At 40.2% G+C, this 15694-nt stretch carries 14 protein-coding genes; 5 read left to right on the top strand and 9 right to left on the bottom strand.

Annotation, left to right across the window (positions count from 1 at the left end; all coding sequences use genetic code 11):
• Positions 1–55: 55 nt before the first annotated feature.
• Both dnaG and rpsU read right to left on the bottom strand, forming a co-directional pair.
• Positions 56–1804, bottom strand: a complete 1749-nt coding sequence (gene dnaG, locus ACYUCW_RS07420; protein ID WP_004249459.1) for a DNA primase — start codon at positions 1802–1804, stop codon at positions 56–58.
• A 113-nt stretch (positions 1805–1917) separates the two neighbouring features.
• On the bottom strand, positions 1918–2133 hold the full coding sequence (gene rpsU, locus ACYUCW_RS07425) for a 30S ribosomal protein S21 (RefSeq protein WP_001144069.1): 216 nt from the start codon (positions 2131–2133) through the stop codon (positions 1918–1920).
• 342 nt (positions 2134–2475) lie between these two features.
• Between rpsU and tsaD the strand changes: the two genes are divergently transcribed.
• Positions 2476–3498 carry a tRNA (adenosine(37)-N6)-threonylcarbamoyltransferase complex transferase subunit TsaD gene (gene tsaD / locus ACYUCW_RS07430; protein ID WP_020946207.1) on the top strand — a complete coding sequence of 341 codons (1023 nt, stop codon included), beginning with the start codon at positions 2476–2478 and terminating at the stop codon, positions 3496–3498.
• 120 nt (positions 3499–3618) lie between these two features.
• Here tsaD and ACYUCW_RS07435 read toward each other — a convergent pair whose 3' ends face one another.
• From ACYUCW_RS07435 to plsY, 5 genes are all read right to left on the bottom strand, one after another.
• Positions 3619–4974, bottom strand: coding sequence for a 3-deoxy-7-phosphoheptulonate synthase class II (locus tag ACYUCW_RS07435; protein ID WP_460408326.1), 1356 nt, complete (start codon positions 4972–4974; stop codon positions 3619–3621).
• Positions 4975–5033: 59 nt separating this feature from the next.
• Positions 5034–5432, bottom strand: a complete 399-nt coding sequence (locus tag ACYUCW_RS07440) for a cupin domain-containing protein (protein WP_004245582.1) — start codon at positions 5430–5432, stop codon at positions 5034–5036.
• A 70-nt stretch (positions 5433–5502) separates the two neighbouring features.
• Positions 5503–6027 carry a prephenate dehydratase domain-containing protein gene (locus ACYUCW_RS07445; protein ID WP_004245580.1) on the bottom strand — a complete coding sequence of 175 codons (525 nt, stop codon included), beginning with the start codon at positions 6025–6027 and terminating at the stop codon, positions 5503–5505.
• A 19-nt stretch (positions 6028–6046) separates the two neighbouring features.
• Positions 6047–6745 carry an RraA family protein gene (locus tag ACYUCW_RS07450; RefSeq protein ID WP_004249461.1) on the bottom strand — a complete coding sequence of 233 codons (699 nt, stop codon included), beginning with the start codon at positions 6743–6745 and terminating at the stop codon, positions 6047–6049.
• 369 nt (positions 6746–7114) lie between these two features.
• On the bottom strand, positions 7115–7771 hold the full coding sequence (plsY, locus tag ACYUCW_RS07455) for a glycerol-3-phosphate 1-O-acyltransferase PlsY (protein WP_004245577.1): 657 nt from the start codon (positions 7769–7771) through the stop codon (positions 7115–7117).
• A 104-nt stretch (positions 7772–7875) separates the two neighbouring features.
• Between plsY and folB the strand changes: the two genes are divergently transcribed.
• Positions 7876–8226, top strand: coding sequence for a bifunctional dihydroneopterin aldolase/7,8-dihydroneopterin epimerase (gene folB, locus ACYUCW_RS07460; RefSeq protein WP_004245575.1), 351 nt, complete (start codon positions 7876–7878; stop codon positions 8224–8226).
• A gap of 18 nt (positions 8227–8244) precedes the next feature.
• On the opposite strand, the gene ACYUCW_RS07465 is transcribed toward folB, so the two are convergent.
• Together ACYUCW_RS07465 and ACYUCW_RS07470 are read right to left on the bottom strand one after the other, a co-directional pair.
• Positions 8245–9468, bottom strand: a complete 1224-nt coding sequence (locus ACYUCW_RS07465; protein WP_049219647.1) for a multifunctional CCA addition/repair protein — start codon at positions 9466–9468, stop codon at positions 8245–8247.
• A 27-nt stretch (positions 9469–9495) separates the two neighbouring features.
• Positions 9496–10116 (bottom strand): TIGR04211 family SH3 domain-containing protein, encoded by a 621-nt coding sequence (locus tag ACYUCW_RS07470; RefSeq protein WP_012368329.1) that lies wholly within the window; start codon positions 10114–10116, stop codon positions 9496–9498.
• Between the two features lie 219 nt (positions 10117–10335).
• On the opposite strand from ACYUCW_RS07470, the gene ACYUCW_RS07475 reads away from it, so the two are divergent.
• The 3 genes from ACYUCW_RS07475 (at position 10336) to hldE (ending at position 15643) form a co-directional block, all read left to right on the top strand.
• A complete protein-coding gene (locus ACYUCW_RS07475; RefSeq protein ID WP_004245571.1) occupies positions 10336–11259 on the top strand; it encodes a CYTH domain-containing protein in 924 nt (307 codons plus the stop codon).
• Positions 11260–11283: 24 nt separating this feature from the next.
• Positions 11284–14118, top strand: coding sequence for a bifunctional [glutamate--ammonia ligase]-adenylyl-L-tyrosine phosphorylase/[glutamate--ammonia-ligase] adenylyltransferase (glnE, locus tag ACYUCW_RS07480; RefSeq protein WP_460408327.1), 2835 nt, complete (start codon positions 11284–11286; stop codon positions 14116–14118).
• Positions 14119–14218: 100 nt separating this feature from the next.
• The gene (hldE, locus tag ACYUCW_RS07485; RefSeq protein ID WP_036905068.1) at positions 14219–15643 is read left to right on the top strand and encodes a bifunctional D-glycero-beta-D-manno-heptose-7-phosphate kinase/D-glycero-beta-D-manno-heptose 1-phosphate adenylyltransferase HldE; all 1425 of its coding nucleotides are present in this window, start codon (positions 14219–14221) and stop codon (positions 15641–15643) included.
• Positions 15644–15694 lie beyond the last annotated feature (51 nt).

Below are 15694 nucleotides of genomic sequence, written 5' to 3' on the forward strand. Positions count from 1 at the left end.
TTTTATACCTACCGATAGCGGCAATTAAGCCGTGTTTTTAATCTTAATTTAGGTTTTACTTTTTAACGCGAGCCTGTATTATCAATTGGACTTCTTCGCGTTCATTTTGTGTTAGACCTTCAGTTCTCTCTTTGGCAATGAGGGCGTTTAAACGTTCATCCATTGCGGTTAAAAAGAGATGATCTAACGTATCTGTAAATGTTTTTTCAGCTATCTCATCTATATCTATATCGTTCCACATCGCCAGTTTTTCAAGTTGTTTACCGAATTTATTCTCTCGATAGAGTTCGATAATCTGACCTGTATTCAAGCCTGGCTGCGCTTGGCAAAGAGAAACTAATTCAATAAAAAGCGATAAACCCGCTATTTTTTCTGTATTTAGCCCCTCAAGCGGTGGCACTAATTGGCAAAACTCGGGATTTTGTATCAACAAGGCAATTAAAATACGCATTGGTGTAGTACGTAGTTTTGTCGGTTGATACGATGTTTCGTGATGTAGCGAGTTTCTACCAAATAAACGATCCATCTGCTCAATATCGGGATTTCCCGTTAAATTTCCAAGCTCTCTTAATAAATATAGACGTAAAGTCTCACTTGGGATCTGATCAATTAATGGGCGCGCTAAACTATAGAGTTTGCCATTGCCTTCTTGGGTGCTCAAATCCACTTGTGGAACCAGCGAATCAAATAAAAACTCAGATAAAGAGTGTGCTTGTTCCATTCGTTTTTCAAATGCCTCTTTCCCTTCGCGGCGAACCAGTGAATCAGGATCATCGCCTTCAGGTAAAAACATAAAACGTAAAGAACGGCCATCGTTTAAAAAAGGCAGTGCAGTTTCTAATGCTCGCCATGCGGCATCTCGTCCTGCTCTATCACCATCATAGCAGCAAATAACGTTATCCGTAGTTCTAAACAGCAACTGGATATGTTCTGCGGTTGTTGATGTACCCAACGAGGCGACAGCATAATCAATACCAAACTGCGCTAATGCCACAACATCCATATAACCTTCAACCACTAATAACTTAGCCGGGTTAGGGTGCGTCTGTTGTGCTTCATAAAGCCCGTAAAGTTGGCGGCCTTTATGGAAAATCTCTGTTTCTGGGGAGTTTAAGTATTTGGGTAAATCATCACCTAATACACGTCCACCAAATGCAATAACACGACCTCGTCTGTCTCTAATCGGAAACATAACGCGCTGACGAAAACGGTCATAAGTGCGACCTTTATCGTTTGTTATTACCATTCCTGCTTCAAGTAACAGGGCTTGATTATCGGGATTTTGCCCAAAACGTTTTAGGATATTGTCCCAACCCGTAGGTACAAAGCCGATAGAAAAGCGGGTAATAACCTCTTCACTTAGCCCGCGATGCGCAAGATAATTTCTTGCTTCCTGAGCGTCAGGGGTATTGAGGGTGCTTTTGTAATACTGATTCAATTTCTCCATCACTTGATAGAGATTTTGTCTTATATGTCGCTCAATCGGGCTACTGCCAGTTCCTGATTCATAAGGAACTTCTAACCCATGCATTGCTGCTAACTCTTCAATGGTTTCGACAAAATCAAGCCTGTCGTAGTTCATCAAAAAATCAATAGCATTGCCATGCGCACCGCAACCAAAACAGTGATAAAACTGTTTGTCGCTATTTACTGTAAAAGAGGGCGTTTTTTCATTATGAAACGGACAACACGCTGAATGATTTTTGCCTTGTTTTTTAAGCGGCACACGAGCGTCGATAAGATCGATGATATCGGTTCGTGCTAATAAATCATTGATAAATGAACGTGGAATTCGTCCAGCCATAAGCCCTTTTACGCCTGTTGTTGAACGAGAATAAGCCGCGCTCTCATAAGAAAGCACGGCCTTTTAACTGCGACTACAGTGTCTGCATAAATTGCGGTATCAGCCGCAAAATATTAGTACAGACGAGTACGACGTGCGTTTTCGCGAGCTAATTTTTTAGCGTGACGTTTTACTGCTGATGCTTTAGCGCGTTTACGCTCAGTCGTTGGTTTTTCATAAAATTCACGACGACGAACTTCTGCTAATACGCCTGCTTTTTCGCAAGAGCGTTTGAAACGACGAAGAGCAACGTCAAATGGCTCGTTTTCACGTACTTTGATTACCGGCATGTGCCTCTCACCTCAATAGAAATCGGTTTGTGCTGGCATGATTTTAGCCAGCCGACATTTAAAATGGTGCGGAATTTTACTTCAAAGCAGGGCACTTTGTAAAGAGATGCACAAAATTGAAACGCAAACTCTCACTTTTGTGTCTTAATTTATTCAAAACACAACGTGATAGTTGCTAACCACACATTTAAATCATGTAAAATAGGTGGATAATTATAGACCAGAAAAAGAAATTTGTCACATACTGGTATGTAAAAGTTGTGGCGAAGGCGTATTAAATTAGCGAAATAATGCTACAATCGATCCATTACGCCATTGCGCGAGGAAGAATTTGGAAGCGTCATGCGAGTTTTAGGTATTGAAACATCTTGCGATGAAACCGGTATCGCAATTTACGATGATAAAGCCGGTCTGTTAGCGAATCAACTCTATAGCCAAATAAAACTGCACGCCGACTATGGTGGTGTTGTTCCCGAGCTTGCTTCACGAGATCATATCCGCAAAACAGTGCCACTGATCCAAGCCGCCCTTAAAGAAGCAAATTTAACTGCAAAAGATATTGATGCGGTCGCTTATACTGCAGGACCAGGGCTGGTAGGGGCATTGCTGGTGGGGGCGACTATTGGTCGTTCTCTGGCGTTTGCATGGGATGTGCCTGCTATTCCAGTTCACCATATGGAAGGGCATTTATTAGCACCGATGCTTGAAGAGAAAACGCCAGATTTTCCTTTCGTGGCGTTACTTGTCTCGGGGGGGCATACACAATTAATTAGTGTAACAGGGATTGGGGAATATACCCTGTTAGGTGAGTCTATTGATGATGCTGCCGGTGAAGCATTTGATAAAACAGCCAAGCTATTGGGGCTTGATTATCCCGGCGGCCCTGTTTTATCAAAAATGGCACAACAAGGTGTAGAAGGACGTTTTGTTTTTCCTCGCCCTATGACAGACAGACCCGGACTCGACTTTAGTTTCTCTGGTTTAAAAACCTTTGCCGCTAATACCATTCGTCAAAACGATGATTCAGAGCAAACTCGAGCAGATATTGCGCGTGCTTTTGAAGATGCTGTAGTAGATACTCTGGCAATAAAATGTCGTCGAGCATTAGAGCAAACAGGCTTTAAACGCTTAGTGATGGCGGGGGGTGTAAGTGCTAACCGTACTTTACGCGCCAAAATGGCAATGATAATGGAACAACTCGGAGGGGAAGTGTTTTATGCTCGCCCTGAGTTATGTACCGATAATGGTGCCATGATTGCTTTGGCGGGGATGATCCGTTTTAAAGGTGGTACCGAGGGGCCTTTAGGGGTGACAGTGAGACCGCGTTGGCCTTTAGCTGAATTACCTGCTTTAGCGGATGAATGATTAGCCATTGGCAGTGTTGGAAATGATAAGTGCTTGGCTTAAGTACTAAGCACTTATATTTGGTTACAATTAAAGTGAATTATGCCAATGCCGTCCAACCAAGAAGGCTAACTCTAATGATTATGTCCGGTTAAGACGAGGGTCACATAAAGTTTGATAACCATGACTTAGGTCAGTGTATCGAATTTGTTGTAATCCTCCAGTACATTCAGTGACTTCTTGTCCGGTCATTTCTAAATGTATCCCCCCAGCCTGTATGCCCATCTCATGTAAAATATGAATAAAAGCACGAGTTTCTTCGGCAATATCATTGAAATGTCGGGTTTTCATACTGTCATTTGCTGATTGTGTATTGCCATGCATTGGATCTATTTGCCAAATAACCGCTCGTTGATGTTCTTTTACCGTTCTTACTAATTCCGGAAGATATGCATGAATAGCATCTTTACCCACGCGAATGATTAAGATAATTTTTCCAACTTCATTGCTCGGGTTAAGAGTATCTATTAGCTTAATCAGTTTTTCTCCTGACATTCTGGTGCTGCATTTTATACCGATAGGGTTTTCAATACCTCGTAGGTACTCGATATGGGCATGATCAATATCGGTTGTTCGTTCTCCTACCCAAACCATATGTGCTGAACAGTTATACCATTTGTTGTCAATGGAATCTTGACGAGTCATCGATTCCTCATAATGCAGTAACAAAGCTTCATGACTAACATAATAAGAAGAGGTATCGGGCTGTTTATTAATAATATGGTGTTGTGAATGATAGAGTTGTTCTAGCAAATGGAAATAATGCTCAGGCTCTGTAGAGCCAGGATGAGCGTTAATATCCAAGGCCCATTGTTGCTTGGTATATTGTGTATAATTCATCGCACGTAACAGATTTAAGGTCGCTGCTGAGTGATGATAGGCAGTTATCATTCTAATCGGATCTGGCTCTCTACTTTTAACTGAAAAATCAAGACCATTAATAATTTCTCCTCGATAGCTGGGTAAAGTTAAGCCATTTTGTGTTTCAAATGCTTGGCTACGAGGTTTAGCGTATTGTCCAGCCATACGACCTAATTTAATCACCGGCAATCCCGTTGATTGTTCAATTAATGCGGACATTTGCGATAAAGTGAATGTTAAATCACGGATAATAGTGGCTTGGCAATCATCAAAAGATTCTGCACAGTCTCCTCCTTGCAGAAGAAAAGCTTCACCATTTGCAACAAGTTTTAATAAATTTTTAAATGCTCTGATTTCGGAAGCTAAAATTAGCGGGGGATAATGCTTAAGCTTTTCTTTGCAATAATTTAAGGCATGTATATCTGGGTATTCAGGGAGTTGCTTGGCGGGTAAAGATTTCCATAATGATGGGTGCCAAGAGATGGAAAATATATTCTGTAATGATAGGGTGTTTTCTATTGGTAAATATTGATGATTTTGTTCTGTTAAAACATCAATATTATAGGTGCTAAACATAGAAAGTGCTCCTGCGATTATAGTAAGAATAGAAAAAGCGAGGTGATCCTCGCTTTTTGTTATCCTTGGGGTTGAGATGTTTCTAAATAGGTTTTAATGACGCCATTTTGCCTTGCCACATAGTCTTCTCTAACGGGGGTATAGACATCAATAACCTCAGAAGGCTCTAAAGCAATTGCGTGATGAACGGCCCATGAGGGAATAATAAAAGAGTCGCCAGCATGTAAATAAACAATGCGGTTATTTACCGTCAGTTTCAAAGAGCCTTTTAGTATAGATGTGGCAGTTTCATGTTCATGTTTATGTTCAGGAATAATGGCATTAGTTTTAAATGTCCAAAATGCCATTGTAAAATTAGAGCCATGAATAAATTTAGCTTGAATTTTACTTTCTTCACCTTCGTTTCTATTTAGATCCATATCATAAGAGATCATTTCACTAGATAAATATAAGCTCATAGTTTTTTCCTTTTTATTAACCAAGTGACTAGATAATTAACGTTTTGACTGTTGTGATGTAATTAATTACTTAATTTAATTTTGAATGAATAGAAAATCCCATAGGGACAGGGCCAAAATCATATAAAATATTTAAATGATATTTTTTAGCTGCACTAAGTGTGGTAATGCAGCCATCTACTCGCCCTAAACCACATTGAAGTGCTGCTTCACTATTTGAATTAAAAAGAACTCTTTCAATATTATCGAGTTCTGTTATTTTTCTAAATAGATCTTGTGGTGCGGGATGAGAACCTAACTTTTTTATCTCCTTAATATTATTAAATCGGCTAGCAAATAGCATGTTATGGGTATCCATAACAAAACAATCTGTTAATTTGATAAAAGATAGATTATTAAAAACAATATTGTGTAAAAAAGGATAAACAATACAACCTAATAGAATACTATTTTGGCTTACCTCCATTTCTTTTACTGCGGTTTCTAATGTAGGGTGAAGAATAATATTTCCTTGTTGATTATTTTTATTTAGCCAATAATAAGCGGCTTTCTCACAGTTTGTTCCTGCAGGACCCAATGTATGAATATTTATCATGGTCAGTCACCTTTATTTATTATATACGTCCCGTTATATTGATAAGTTCTGGTAAACGTTGTCCATGTTTGATTTTTTCTAGCATGTTATTTTCAATGCTATCTATCTTAATCGCTTCTTCTAGAACATTATCGACGAGTGAAAAAGGGATAATCACGGTGCCATTAGGGTCGGATATCACTAAATCACCACTACAGATTGTGGCATGCTCAATGGTGCATTGAGTGCCAGTCTCACTGACAAAATAAGCGCCTTGTGTATCTGTAGGAGTAAGATTGGTGGCAATGACTGGAATGGTTAGATTGGTGAGATCTTTCTTGTCTCGTACCGCTCCCCCTAAAATAACTCCTTCAAAGCCTAATTTTTCAAAATAAGTACAACTCATGCCACCTGCAAGTGCTGCTTCGGTTATTAGTTCATGTCCTCCGGCTATATAGAATAATCCTTTTGCATCTGTTATTTCAGGGACTAAAAAAGAACTAACTTGTTCCCACGTAGAAGGTTGTTTATTTAAAATAGATTTTTGTTTTCTAATTAATTTCCATTGCACAGTATAAGCTTGTCCAACAGAATAAAAGTTTTCTAGGTTAATACTTTTTAATTGACTATTTAATACAATGGTTTTTCCTAAACTATCGAGAATATCGACTAATGTAGGAGTACTAAGTTGCATTCTTTTTATTAATGCAATTTTATTGGCAGATATTTTTTGTAGCATGGTGAACTCCAATGTTTCACAGAGTTAAATGATTATTTTTTTATAGTTATTAATTAATAGATGTAAGTTGGTTTTTTTTCAAGCTATTTATTTCGTTAAATTTGATTTTTTATATAAGTTTATCTTATTTAAGATTTTTATTTTTAATGTTTTTTTGTAATAAATAAAACCAATGTTGATATATTTAATCTAAATATAGAAGGGTATTATTAATAATGTTATTTATTATTTTTATTTTTCGAATATAAAAAGGGTGTTTTTTTTTATGTGTGATTATTTTTAATTTATTTATATTTTATAATAGAATTTAATTATTAAATAAAAAGGTCACTTAGTTAATAAATGACCTTTTTTTAATAAGGATAAGCGTTAATCTTCTTTTTCTTGCTCTTTGGCTTCTTGGATTATCTCTTTATCTGTTTTCTCTGTCTTTTTTTTCAGCTTATGCCAAATGCGACTCTCTTGTCCTCGCCATAAACGTTGAATATTGTCATGATGACGGTAAAGTACTAAGCATGATAATAGTGCAACGGGATAAGTGAATTCGGGTTTAAACCACCAGACATAAAATGGGGCAAGCAATGCACTGATAATAGCACCCAGTGAGGAATAGCCACTGAGTAAAACAGTTAGTAGCCATGTTCCCGCAATCAGTCCGCTAAGATCCCAACCAATAGCAGCGATAGAGCCAAATGCAGTAGCAACCCCTTTTCCGCCTTTAAAGTGGAAAAAAACAGGGTAAATATGGCCTAGACAAGCCGCTATTGCGACAATACCGAGATAAAAGGGAGGCACATTTAGGTAATAGGCGAGCCAAACGGGGATCATCCCTTTTAGGACGTCACAGATAAGCACAGATGCCGCTGCAAGTTTACCACCAATACGTAGCACATTGGTGGCGCCAGGATTACCAGAGCCAAATTTTCTTGGATCAGGGAGTCTTGCCAGTCGGCAAATCAAAATCGCGCTGGAGATTGAGCCGCACAAATAGGCGAAGATGATCATTCCAAGTGCGTTAGCACTCATTTGTATTCTCCAATGTTGATGAACGTTCGTTAGACATGTATGGATAATACGCATATTTCATCGGAAGTGGTATCCGATGAGCAGAAAAAATAAGAGATGACGTGATGGATATCGTATTTATTGAACAATTATCAGTAATAACCACAATCGGTGTTTATGATTGGGAAAAAACCATTAAGCAAAAGTTAGTGTTCGATATCGAAATGGAGTGGGATAATAAACGCGCATCCCAAACCGATGATGTTGCTCACTGTTTAGATTATGCCAGTGTCAGTCACGCCATAATAGAGTATGTGGAAAAGCGACGTTTTGAATTAGTCGAGCGTGTTGCTGAAGAAGTGGCACAGCTACTGATAACTCAGTTTTCTGTACCACGTGTCAAAATAAAATTAGCTAAACCAGGGGCGATAGCACAAGCCGCCAACGTCGGGGTGATTATTGAGCGTTACGCTTAATATTGCCACACACAATAGTTAAAGTCGCGATTTCCATTCTATTATCGCGACTTCTCTTTGTTTAGTTAATGCTTCTCGTATGGCATTGCCTTTTAAACCACGACTGACAATTGATTTAACATCAACTTGATTGGCAATCTTAAAGGCTTGACGAAAAAATATTCCTTGGGGATAAGACAAATTTTCTGATCCTTGGCGTCCCCTTGCATCGGCCTCGCTAATTATAGCGAGTTGATCGATGCGTTCTGGTTTGCGCCAAGCATCAATCGCATCGAAAAGTCGAATTATTTTTGAGGGGCGCATTCTTTCTATGCGGTGGAGATGATCGTGATATTTGGCTGCCAGTTTGGCGAGATCACGTATCTGGTTAGGAATACGATAACGTTGGCACAGAGCCTCAACTAAAGGAACACCCGCAGGGCCATGTCCGTGATGGTGAGGCCAATTTTCTACCGGGGTAACACCTTTACCGAGATCATGACAAAGTGCGCTAAAACGTACCGCGATATCGTCAGTCAACCGGCTGGCCATGGCTAATACCATCATGGTATGGATACCCGTATCAATCTCAGGATGCCACTTTTTAGGGGCAGGAACGCCAAAGAGTGCATTAATTTCAGGGAAAAGTATTTTTAGAGCGCCACATTGATGTAAGATCTCAAAATAGACTTGTGGGGCTTGGCTGTGAAGTGCTTTTTCCGTTTCTTTCCACACTCGTTCAGCCGTGAGGGCATTTAATTCACCGCTGTTTGTCATCTCTTGCATCAATGACATCGTCTCCGGCGCTATTGTAAAACCTAAAGGGGCAAAACGAGCCGCAAAACGAGCGACACGTAGTACCCTTAATGGATCTTCACTAAATGCATCAGAAACATGGCGCAGTAATTTGGCATGAATATCATCAATGCCATGATAGGGATCGATATATTCACCTTTAGCAGAGTAAGCAATGGCGTTAATGGTTAAATCACGCCGTTGCAAATCATCTTCTAAGGTCACATCAGGGGCTGCATAGCAGGTAAATCCCGTGTAACCTGAGCCTGATTTTCGTTCGGTACGCGCTAAAGCGTACTCCTCGTGAGTATCAGGGTGAAGAAAGACCGGAAAATCTTTACCCACTTGTTGGTAGCCTTGTTGTAATAGTGTCTCTGGTGTTGCGCCAACCACTACCCAATCTCTGTCTTTTACCGGTAAATTTAATAGTTGGTCGCGCACAGCACCACCAACAAGATAGATTTTCACGGGATCTTGATCCTTAATTGCCTGTGATTAATTCATCCAACGGTCATTACGCTTACGGCGACGAGGAATAATATGTGGCAATATTAAACCCAAAATAAGACCAGCACCGGCAACACCACCACCATACATAAACCACTGTAAGATGATATCACGCTGCCTATCATCTAATTGTTGATTAGCAAAATCGAGTTTTTTCTCAGCAACCGCTAATTTTGTTCTCATCTGCTCATTTTCTTTTTTCAAACCATTGATAATTTCATCGCTGTTTGACACTTTATTTTGCATGTCAATTGTGCGCTGGTTCCAGCTTTGGTCGATATTCGCTAATTTATCGCGTAGGGTTTGGATCTCTTTTTCCATAGCCGGAATGCGAGTGCGCATACTCGGTTGTGTACTTAATTGATTTTCTGGTAACCAAACTGTCCGATCTTTATCGTCTTTGATTTGCACATAACCTGTAGCGGCATTACGAGAAAGTACCGTAACTGTTGCCCCTGAACTTAATGAGCCAACAATACGGTATTGATTACCAGGGCCACTGTGAACATAGGTGGATAATTCATCGGAAACATAACGAGTTTCTGCGTGTGAGCTCAGAGAAACGCCTAAGCCAAGTAAGGAAAGAAAAAGTAAAGGTAATTTTCGCATTATGTTTTCAACTTTTTTATCTATACAAGAGAATATTTTTACTGATACTAAAGAGTAAAGTTTGCGTAAGCAAATAGTAAACCAGAATGAGAACAGTCTTAACTGATAGAATATAAGGGTAATCTGCCTTTTATTCATTATTGTGAATAGACTACCATTTGCGAAATAACAATGCGTTAAATATTTTACTAATCGATTGATTTACTTAAGGGAAATAGAATGAGCCAATTAGAAACCGAACTCAAACTTAGTGCGATACCTGCCGCTATTCCTCAGATTATTCAGCGCATTCTGACTTTGCCATACCAGCATACACCACCGCATAAATTGACTAATCTTTACTTTGAAACCTCCGATAATCAGATGCGTAATTGGGACATGGGGCTACGTATCCGTGGCATTGACTCTCATTATGAAATGACAATTAAAACAGCGGGTAAAGTGGTTGCGGGGTTACATCAACGCCCAGAATATAATGTGACATTAAATGAGCCAACCCTCGATTTAACCCGTTTCCCAGCAGAAATTTGGCCGGATAAGACCGATTTAACGGCATTACAAGCACAATTAAAGGTTCTTTTTCATACCGATTTTCATCGTGAAATTTGGCTGGTGGATTATTTAGAGAGTCAAATTGAAGTGGTGCTAGATAAAGGCACTATTCGTACAGCGCAATATGAATTACCTATTGAAGAGTTTGAACTGGAGCTAAAAAAAGGCCAAGTGGCGGATGTGATTGCTTTGGCGACTTTTTTAGGTGAACAAGGGGGATTACGACTTGCTTCACGCAGTAAAGCTGCCCGTGGTTATTATCTTGCTAAAGATAAGCCCGCATTATCGTTAAGTGTGGTCAATCTTGCACCTAATGACACAATAGCGGAACAACTGACTAAGTGGTTAGCGGCTATTCAAGCGTTAGAAGAAGCTATTTTTGCTAATCCGACGCCACCAACACTCACTATGCCCGCTATGTTAGCACTGTTTTCTGATTGGTGTAAAAAGCAGCCTCAGTTACCTGAATCAATGCAGCAAGCACTCGATAATCTTTCGTTGTTATCCTTTACCCGCGCAACGGATTATTATCATGTGTTATGGCTGAATTTTAAATTATCTGCAATGGCGTGGTTGCTGGCTATCGCTTAATTTTCTGACAATTGAGAGTTTATTATGTCTGCTAACAGTGTGTTTCAACAATTATGGGATAAAGCACAATGCACGTTTTCTACAAAGCTCAACGAGCTTGCCCCTTTTAGTGAGCGAGAGCAGCAATTTTTTGCCTTTAGCCCCTTTGCAACCGAGCATTTACGTGTCAATCCTCACTGGTTAACGGAAATCAGACAAACACCACCTGTTAGTGATGAGTGGCAAAATTACTCATCTCAATTAAAGCAACAACTCACTCATGTTGATAATGAAGATGACTTGATGGTCATTTTACGACAGTTCCGTCATCAACAATTAGTGCGTATTGCCTGGTCACAATTTTTCCAACTCTGTGATACACCCTGTACGCTCAAACAATTGAGTGTACTCGCGGAAACCTTGATTAGTGTCGCCAAAGATACGCTATATCAGCAATGTTGCCAACAATGGGGAACGCCTTGTGATAGTGAGGGAAAACCTCAGCCATTACTTATTTTGGGAATGGGCAAGTTAGGTGGATTTGAACTGAATTTCTCTTCTGATATCGATCTTATTTTTGCTTATCCTGAAAATGGTGTGACTCAAGGTGGGCGACGTGAATTAGATAATGCTCAGTTTTTTACCCGATTAGGGCAAAAACTGATTAAAGTGTTAGATCAACATACAATGGATGGTTTTGTGTATCGTGTAGATATGCGTTTACGTCCTTTTGGCGAAAGTGGCCCTTTAGTGATGAGCTTTGCCGCGCTTGAAGATTATTATCAAGAGCAAGGACGTGATTGGGAGCGCTATGCAATGGTAAAAGCGCGTGTTTTGGGGGCAGAAAAAAGAGAGTATTGCCAAATCTTACGCCAAATGTTGCGCCCTTTCGTTTATCGTCGCTATATCGATTTTAGTGTGATCCAATCTCTTCGTAATATGAAATCGATGATAAGTCGTGAAGTACGTCGTCGAGGGATGATTGATAATATAAAGCTTGGAGCGGGGGGGATACGTGAAATTGAATTTATTACTCAGGTTTTTCAATTAATTCGAGGCGGTAGAGAGCCTGAGCTACAAAGTCATTCACTATTAACGGTGCTTAATGTCATTGCTAAATTGGAATTACTCTCTGCACAAGAAACATCACAGTTAGCAGATAGCTATCTTTTCTTACGTCGATTAGAAAATCTTCTTCAATCTATTGCGGATCAACAAACACAAACGTTACCTGACAATCTTGAAGATAAGGCACGACTGGCGTTTGCGATGGGATTTGACGATTGGCAAATGCTCTATCAACAAATTAACCAAAAAATGCAGGCTGTTTCCGTTATTTTTACGCAACTGATTGGCGAAGATGATGAAAATGAAGATGAAGAAGATGTCAGCGAATTTAAGCGATTATGGTTATTAGGGCGTTTACCTGATAGCGCAACGCTTTTTCATCAAGGGCTAACGGCAGAAGATAGGCAAGCTATTTGTCAAACACTGCAACTGTTTCGCCAAGATATCAGTAAACGTACTATAGGGCCTAGAGGGCGTGACGTGCTTGATGCGCTAATGCCTAAATTATTGGCTAAAGTGTGTCTTCAACCACAAGCGTTGGTGATCTTACAGCGTATCACCCCGTTGTTATTGGGCATTGTAAGTCGAACCACTTATCTAGAGTTAATGCAAGAGTCTGATGAGGTATTAACCCACGTAGTGCGCTTATGTGCTGTATCACCGATGATTGCTGAACAATTAACACGACATCCATTATTATTGGATGAATTACTCGATCCTCATTCCCTCTATCAACCATTACCATTAAATGCCTATCAGGACGAATTACGTCAATATTTATTGCGTGTGCCAGAAGAAGATGAAGAGCAACGTTTAGAAGCATTACGCCAATTTAAACAAGCCCAGCTATTGCGTATTGCCGCAGAGGATATTGCAGGGGTATTACCGGTGATGAAAGTCAGCGATCACCTAACCTATTTAGCGGAAGCCATTATCCATGCCGTTGTTCACCAAGCATGGTCCTATATGGTGAAACGCTATGGGGAACCTGCGCATTTAGCGCAACGAGACGGTTTAGGTTTTGCGGTCGTTGGGTATGGCAAATTAGGGGGCTGGGAATTAGGGTATAGTTCTGATTTAGATTTGGTTTTTTTATTAGATTGCCCAATGAATATTCTGACAACGGGGGCAAAACAGATTGATGCTCGCCAATTCTATTTACGTTTAGCGCAGCGTATTATTCATCTATTTAGCACCAGAACCTCTTCCGGCGTGTTATATGAAGTAGATGCACGCTTACGTCCTTCCGGTGAATCAGGTATGTTGGTAAGTACTATTCAAGCCTTTGATGAGTATCAGAAAAATGAAGCTTGGACTTGGGAGCATCAAGCATTAATTCGTGCAAGAATGATTTATGGCGATGACCAATTACAGCAGATGTTTGCACGTACTCGCCATGAAACATTATGTTTAGCACGTAACGCAACTGTACTGCAGCAGGAAGTGCGTGAGATGCGCCAAAAAATGGTACAGCATTTGGCACCCACTCAAAGCAATACATTTGATTTAAAGGCCTCATCAGGGGGGATCACTGATATTGAGTTTATCGCACAATATTTGGTATTGCGCTTTTCACATCAATATCCGGCTTTGACCCGTTGGTCTGATAATGTGCGAATTTTGGAATTAATGGCAAAATACCAAGTGATGAGTGAACAAGAGGCTCAGTTATTAACTCAAGCTTATGTCACCTTACGTAATGAGCTTCATCATCTTGCATTACAAACATTACCTGCGGTTGTTGATGAAGATTGTTTTATAACAGAACGGCAATGGGTATTGAGTAGTAAACAAAAATGGTTAGATGAATAAACGCTCTTTTTTGTTCACACTATTCTGATGAGTTTCGCTTTTTGCGTAACAAGTTATGGTATTATTTCGGCTTATTTTTGAAAATAATGTGGAGTATGGGATGAAAGTAACGCTGCCGGATTTTAATAAAGCCAATGTGCTGGTTGTCGGTGACGTCATGTTAGACCGTTATTGGTATGGTCCTACAAGTCGGATCTCACCAGAAGCACCAGTGCCTGTGGTAAAAGTAGATACCATAGAAGAGCGTCCGGGTGGTGCAGCTAACGTTGCAATGAATATTGCTTCTTTAGGGGCTAATTCTCGTTTAGTGGGGTTAACCGGCATCGATGAAGCGGCAAAAGCATTAAGCAATACATTAAGTCAGGTTAATGTGCGTTGTGATTTCGTCTCTATTGCGACACATCCAACTATTACTAAATTACGTGTCCTATCACGTAACCAACAACTTATCCGCCTTGATTTTGAAGAGGGATTTAGCAATGTCTCTCCAGAGCCAATTTATGAGCGTATTCAACAAGCATTACCCTCAATTGGTGCCTTAATTTTATCGGATTATGCTAAAGGTGCACTTTCTCACGTACAGCAAATGATCCAATTAGCTAAAAAAGCAGGTGTGCCGGTACTAATCGATCCTAAAGGCAGTGATTTTGAACGCTACCGTGGTGCCACACTATTAACACCGAATATGTCAGAATTTGAGCAAGTGGTGGGCGTTTGTCATACAGATGATGAGCTAGTAGAAAAGGGCACTCAACTAGTAAAAGATTTAGCACTTGATGCACTATTGATCACTCGTTCAGAGCGGGGCATGAGTTTATTACAAGCCAATGAAGCGCCATTGCATTTACCCACTCAAGCACAAGAAGTTTATGATGTGACAGGGGCTGGAGATACGGTTATCGGCGTGCTTGCTACTGCGTTAGCTGCAGGCAAACCATTAGCGGAAGCGTGCTTTCTTGCCAACGCTGCGGCTGGTGTGGTTGTGGGGAAACTGGGAACGTCAACGGTTTCTCCTATTGAGCTTGAAAATGCTATTCGCGGGCGTGCTGATAACGGCTTTGGTATTATGGAAGAGTCACAACTCAAACAAGCGGTTGCTTTAGCGCGTCAACGTGGTGAGCGCATAGTGATGACAAATGGTTGTTTTGATATTCTTCATGCTGGGCATGTTAGTTATTTAGCTAATGCACGTAAATTGGGTGATCGCCTGATTGTTGCGGTAAATAGTGATGCATCAACTAAACGATTAAAAGGTGAAAGTCGCCCAGTCAACCCATTAGAGCAACGAATGACCGTATTAGGCGCGTTAGGGGCAGTTGATTGGGTTGTCGCGTTTGAAGAAGATACCCCACAGCGTTTAATTGCATCAGTATTGCCTGATATTTTAGTAAAAGGTGGCGATTATAAACCCGAAGACATTGCTGGCAGTAAAGAGGTGTGGGCTGCGGGTGGTGAAGTGAAAGTACTTAATTTTGAAGATGGTATTTCCACAACTAATATTATTAATGCCATTAAAAAGAAATAATTAAGCTGTTTATTATAATTGAAAGGGCACTCTAATGAGTGCTTTTGTTGG

The organism is Proteus sp. MB838, from assembly GCF_054767435.1.

Bases quoted from the DNA above. Each gene is read 5' to 3' on its own strand.
- dnaG (WP_004249459.1), bottom strand. From the start codon at position 1,804: ATGGCTGGACGAATTCCACGTTCATTTATCAATGATTTATTAGCACGA.
- rpsU (WP_001144069.1), bottom strand. From the start codon at position 2,133: ATGCCGGTAATCAAAGTACGTGAAAACGAGCCATTTGACGTTGCTCTT.
- tsaD (WP_020946207.1), top strand. From the start codon at position 2,476: ATGCGAGTTTTAGGTATTGAAACATCTTGCGATGAAACCGGTATCGCA.
- ACYUCW_RS07435 (WP_460408326.1), bottom strand. From the start codon at position 4,974: ATGTTTAGCACCTATAATATTGATGTTTTAACAGAACAAAATCATCAA.
- ACYUCW_RS07440 (WP_004245582.1), bottom strand. From the start codon at position 5,432: ATGAGCTTATATTTATCTAGTGAAATGATCTCTTATGATATGGATCTA.
- ACYUCW_RS07445 (WP_004245580.1), bottom strand. From the start codon at position 6,027: ATGATAAATATTCATACATTGGGTCCTGCAGGAACAAACTGTGAGAAA.
- ACYUCW_RS07450 (WP_004249461.1), bottom strand. From the start codon at position 6,745: ATGCTACAAAAAATATCTGCCAATAAAATTGCATTAATAAAAAGAATG.
- plsY (WP_004245577.1), bottom strand. From the start codon at position 7,771: ATGAGTGCTAACGCACTTGGAATGATCATCTTCGCCTATTTGTGCGGC.
- folB (WP_004245575.1), top strand. From the start codon at position 7,876: ATGGATATCGTATTTATTGAACAATTATCAGTAATAACCACAATCGGT.
- ACYUCW_RS07470 (WP_012368329.1), bottom strand. From the start codon at position 10,116: ATGCGAAAATTACCTTTACTTTTTCTTTCCTTACTTGGCTTAGGCGTT.
- ACYUCW_RS07475 (WP_004245571.1), top strand. From the start codon at position 10,336: ATGAGCCAATTAGAAACCGAACTCAAACTTAGTGCGATACCTGCCGCT.
- glnE (WP_460408327.1), top strand. From the start codon at position 11,284: ATGTCTGCTAACAGTGTGTTTCAACAATTATGGGATAAAGCACAATGC.
- hldE (WP_036905068.1), top strand. From the start codon at position 14,219: ATGAAAGTAACGCTGCCGGATTTTAATAAAGCCAATGTGCTGGTTGTC.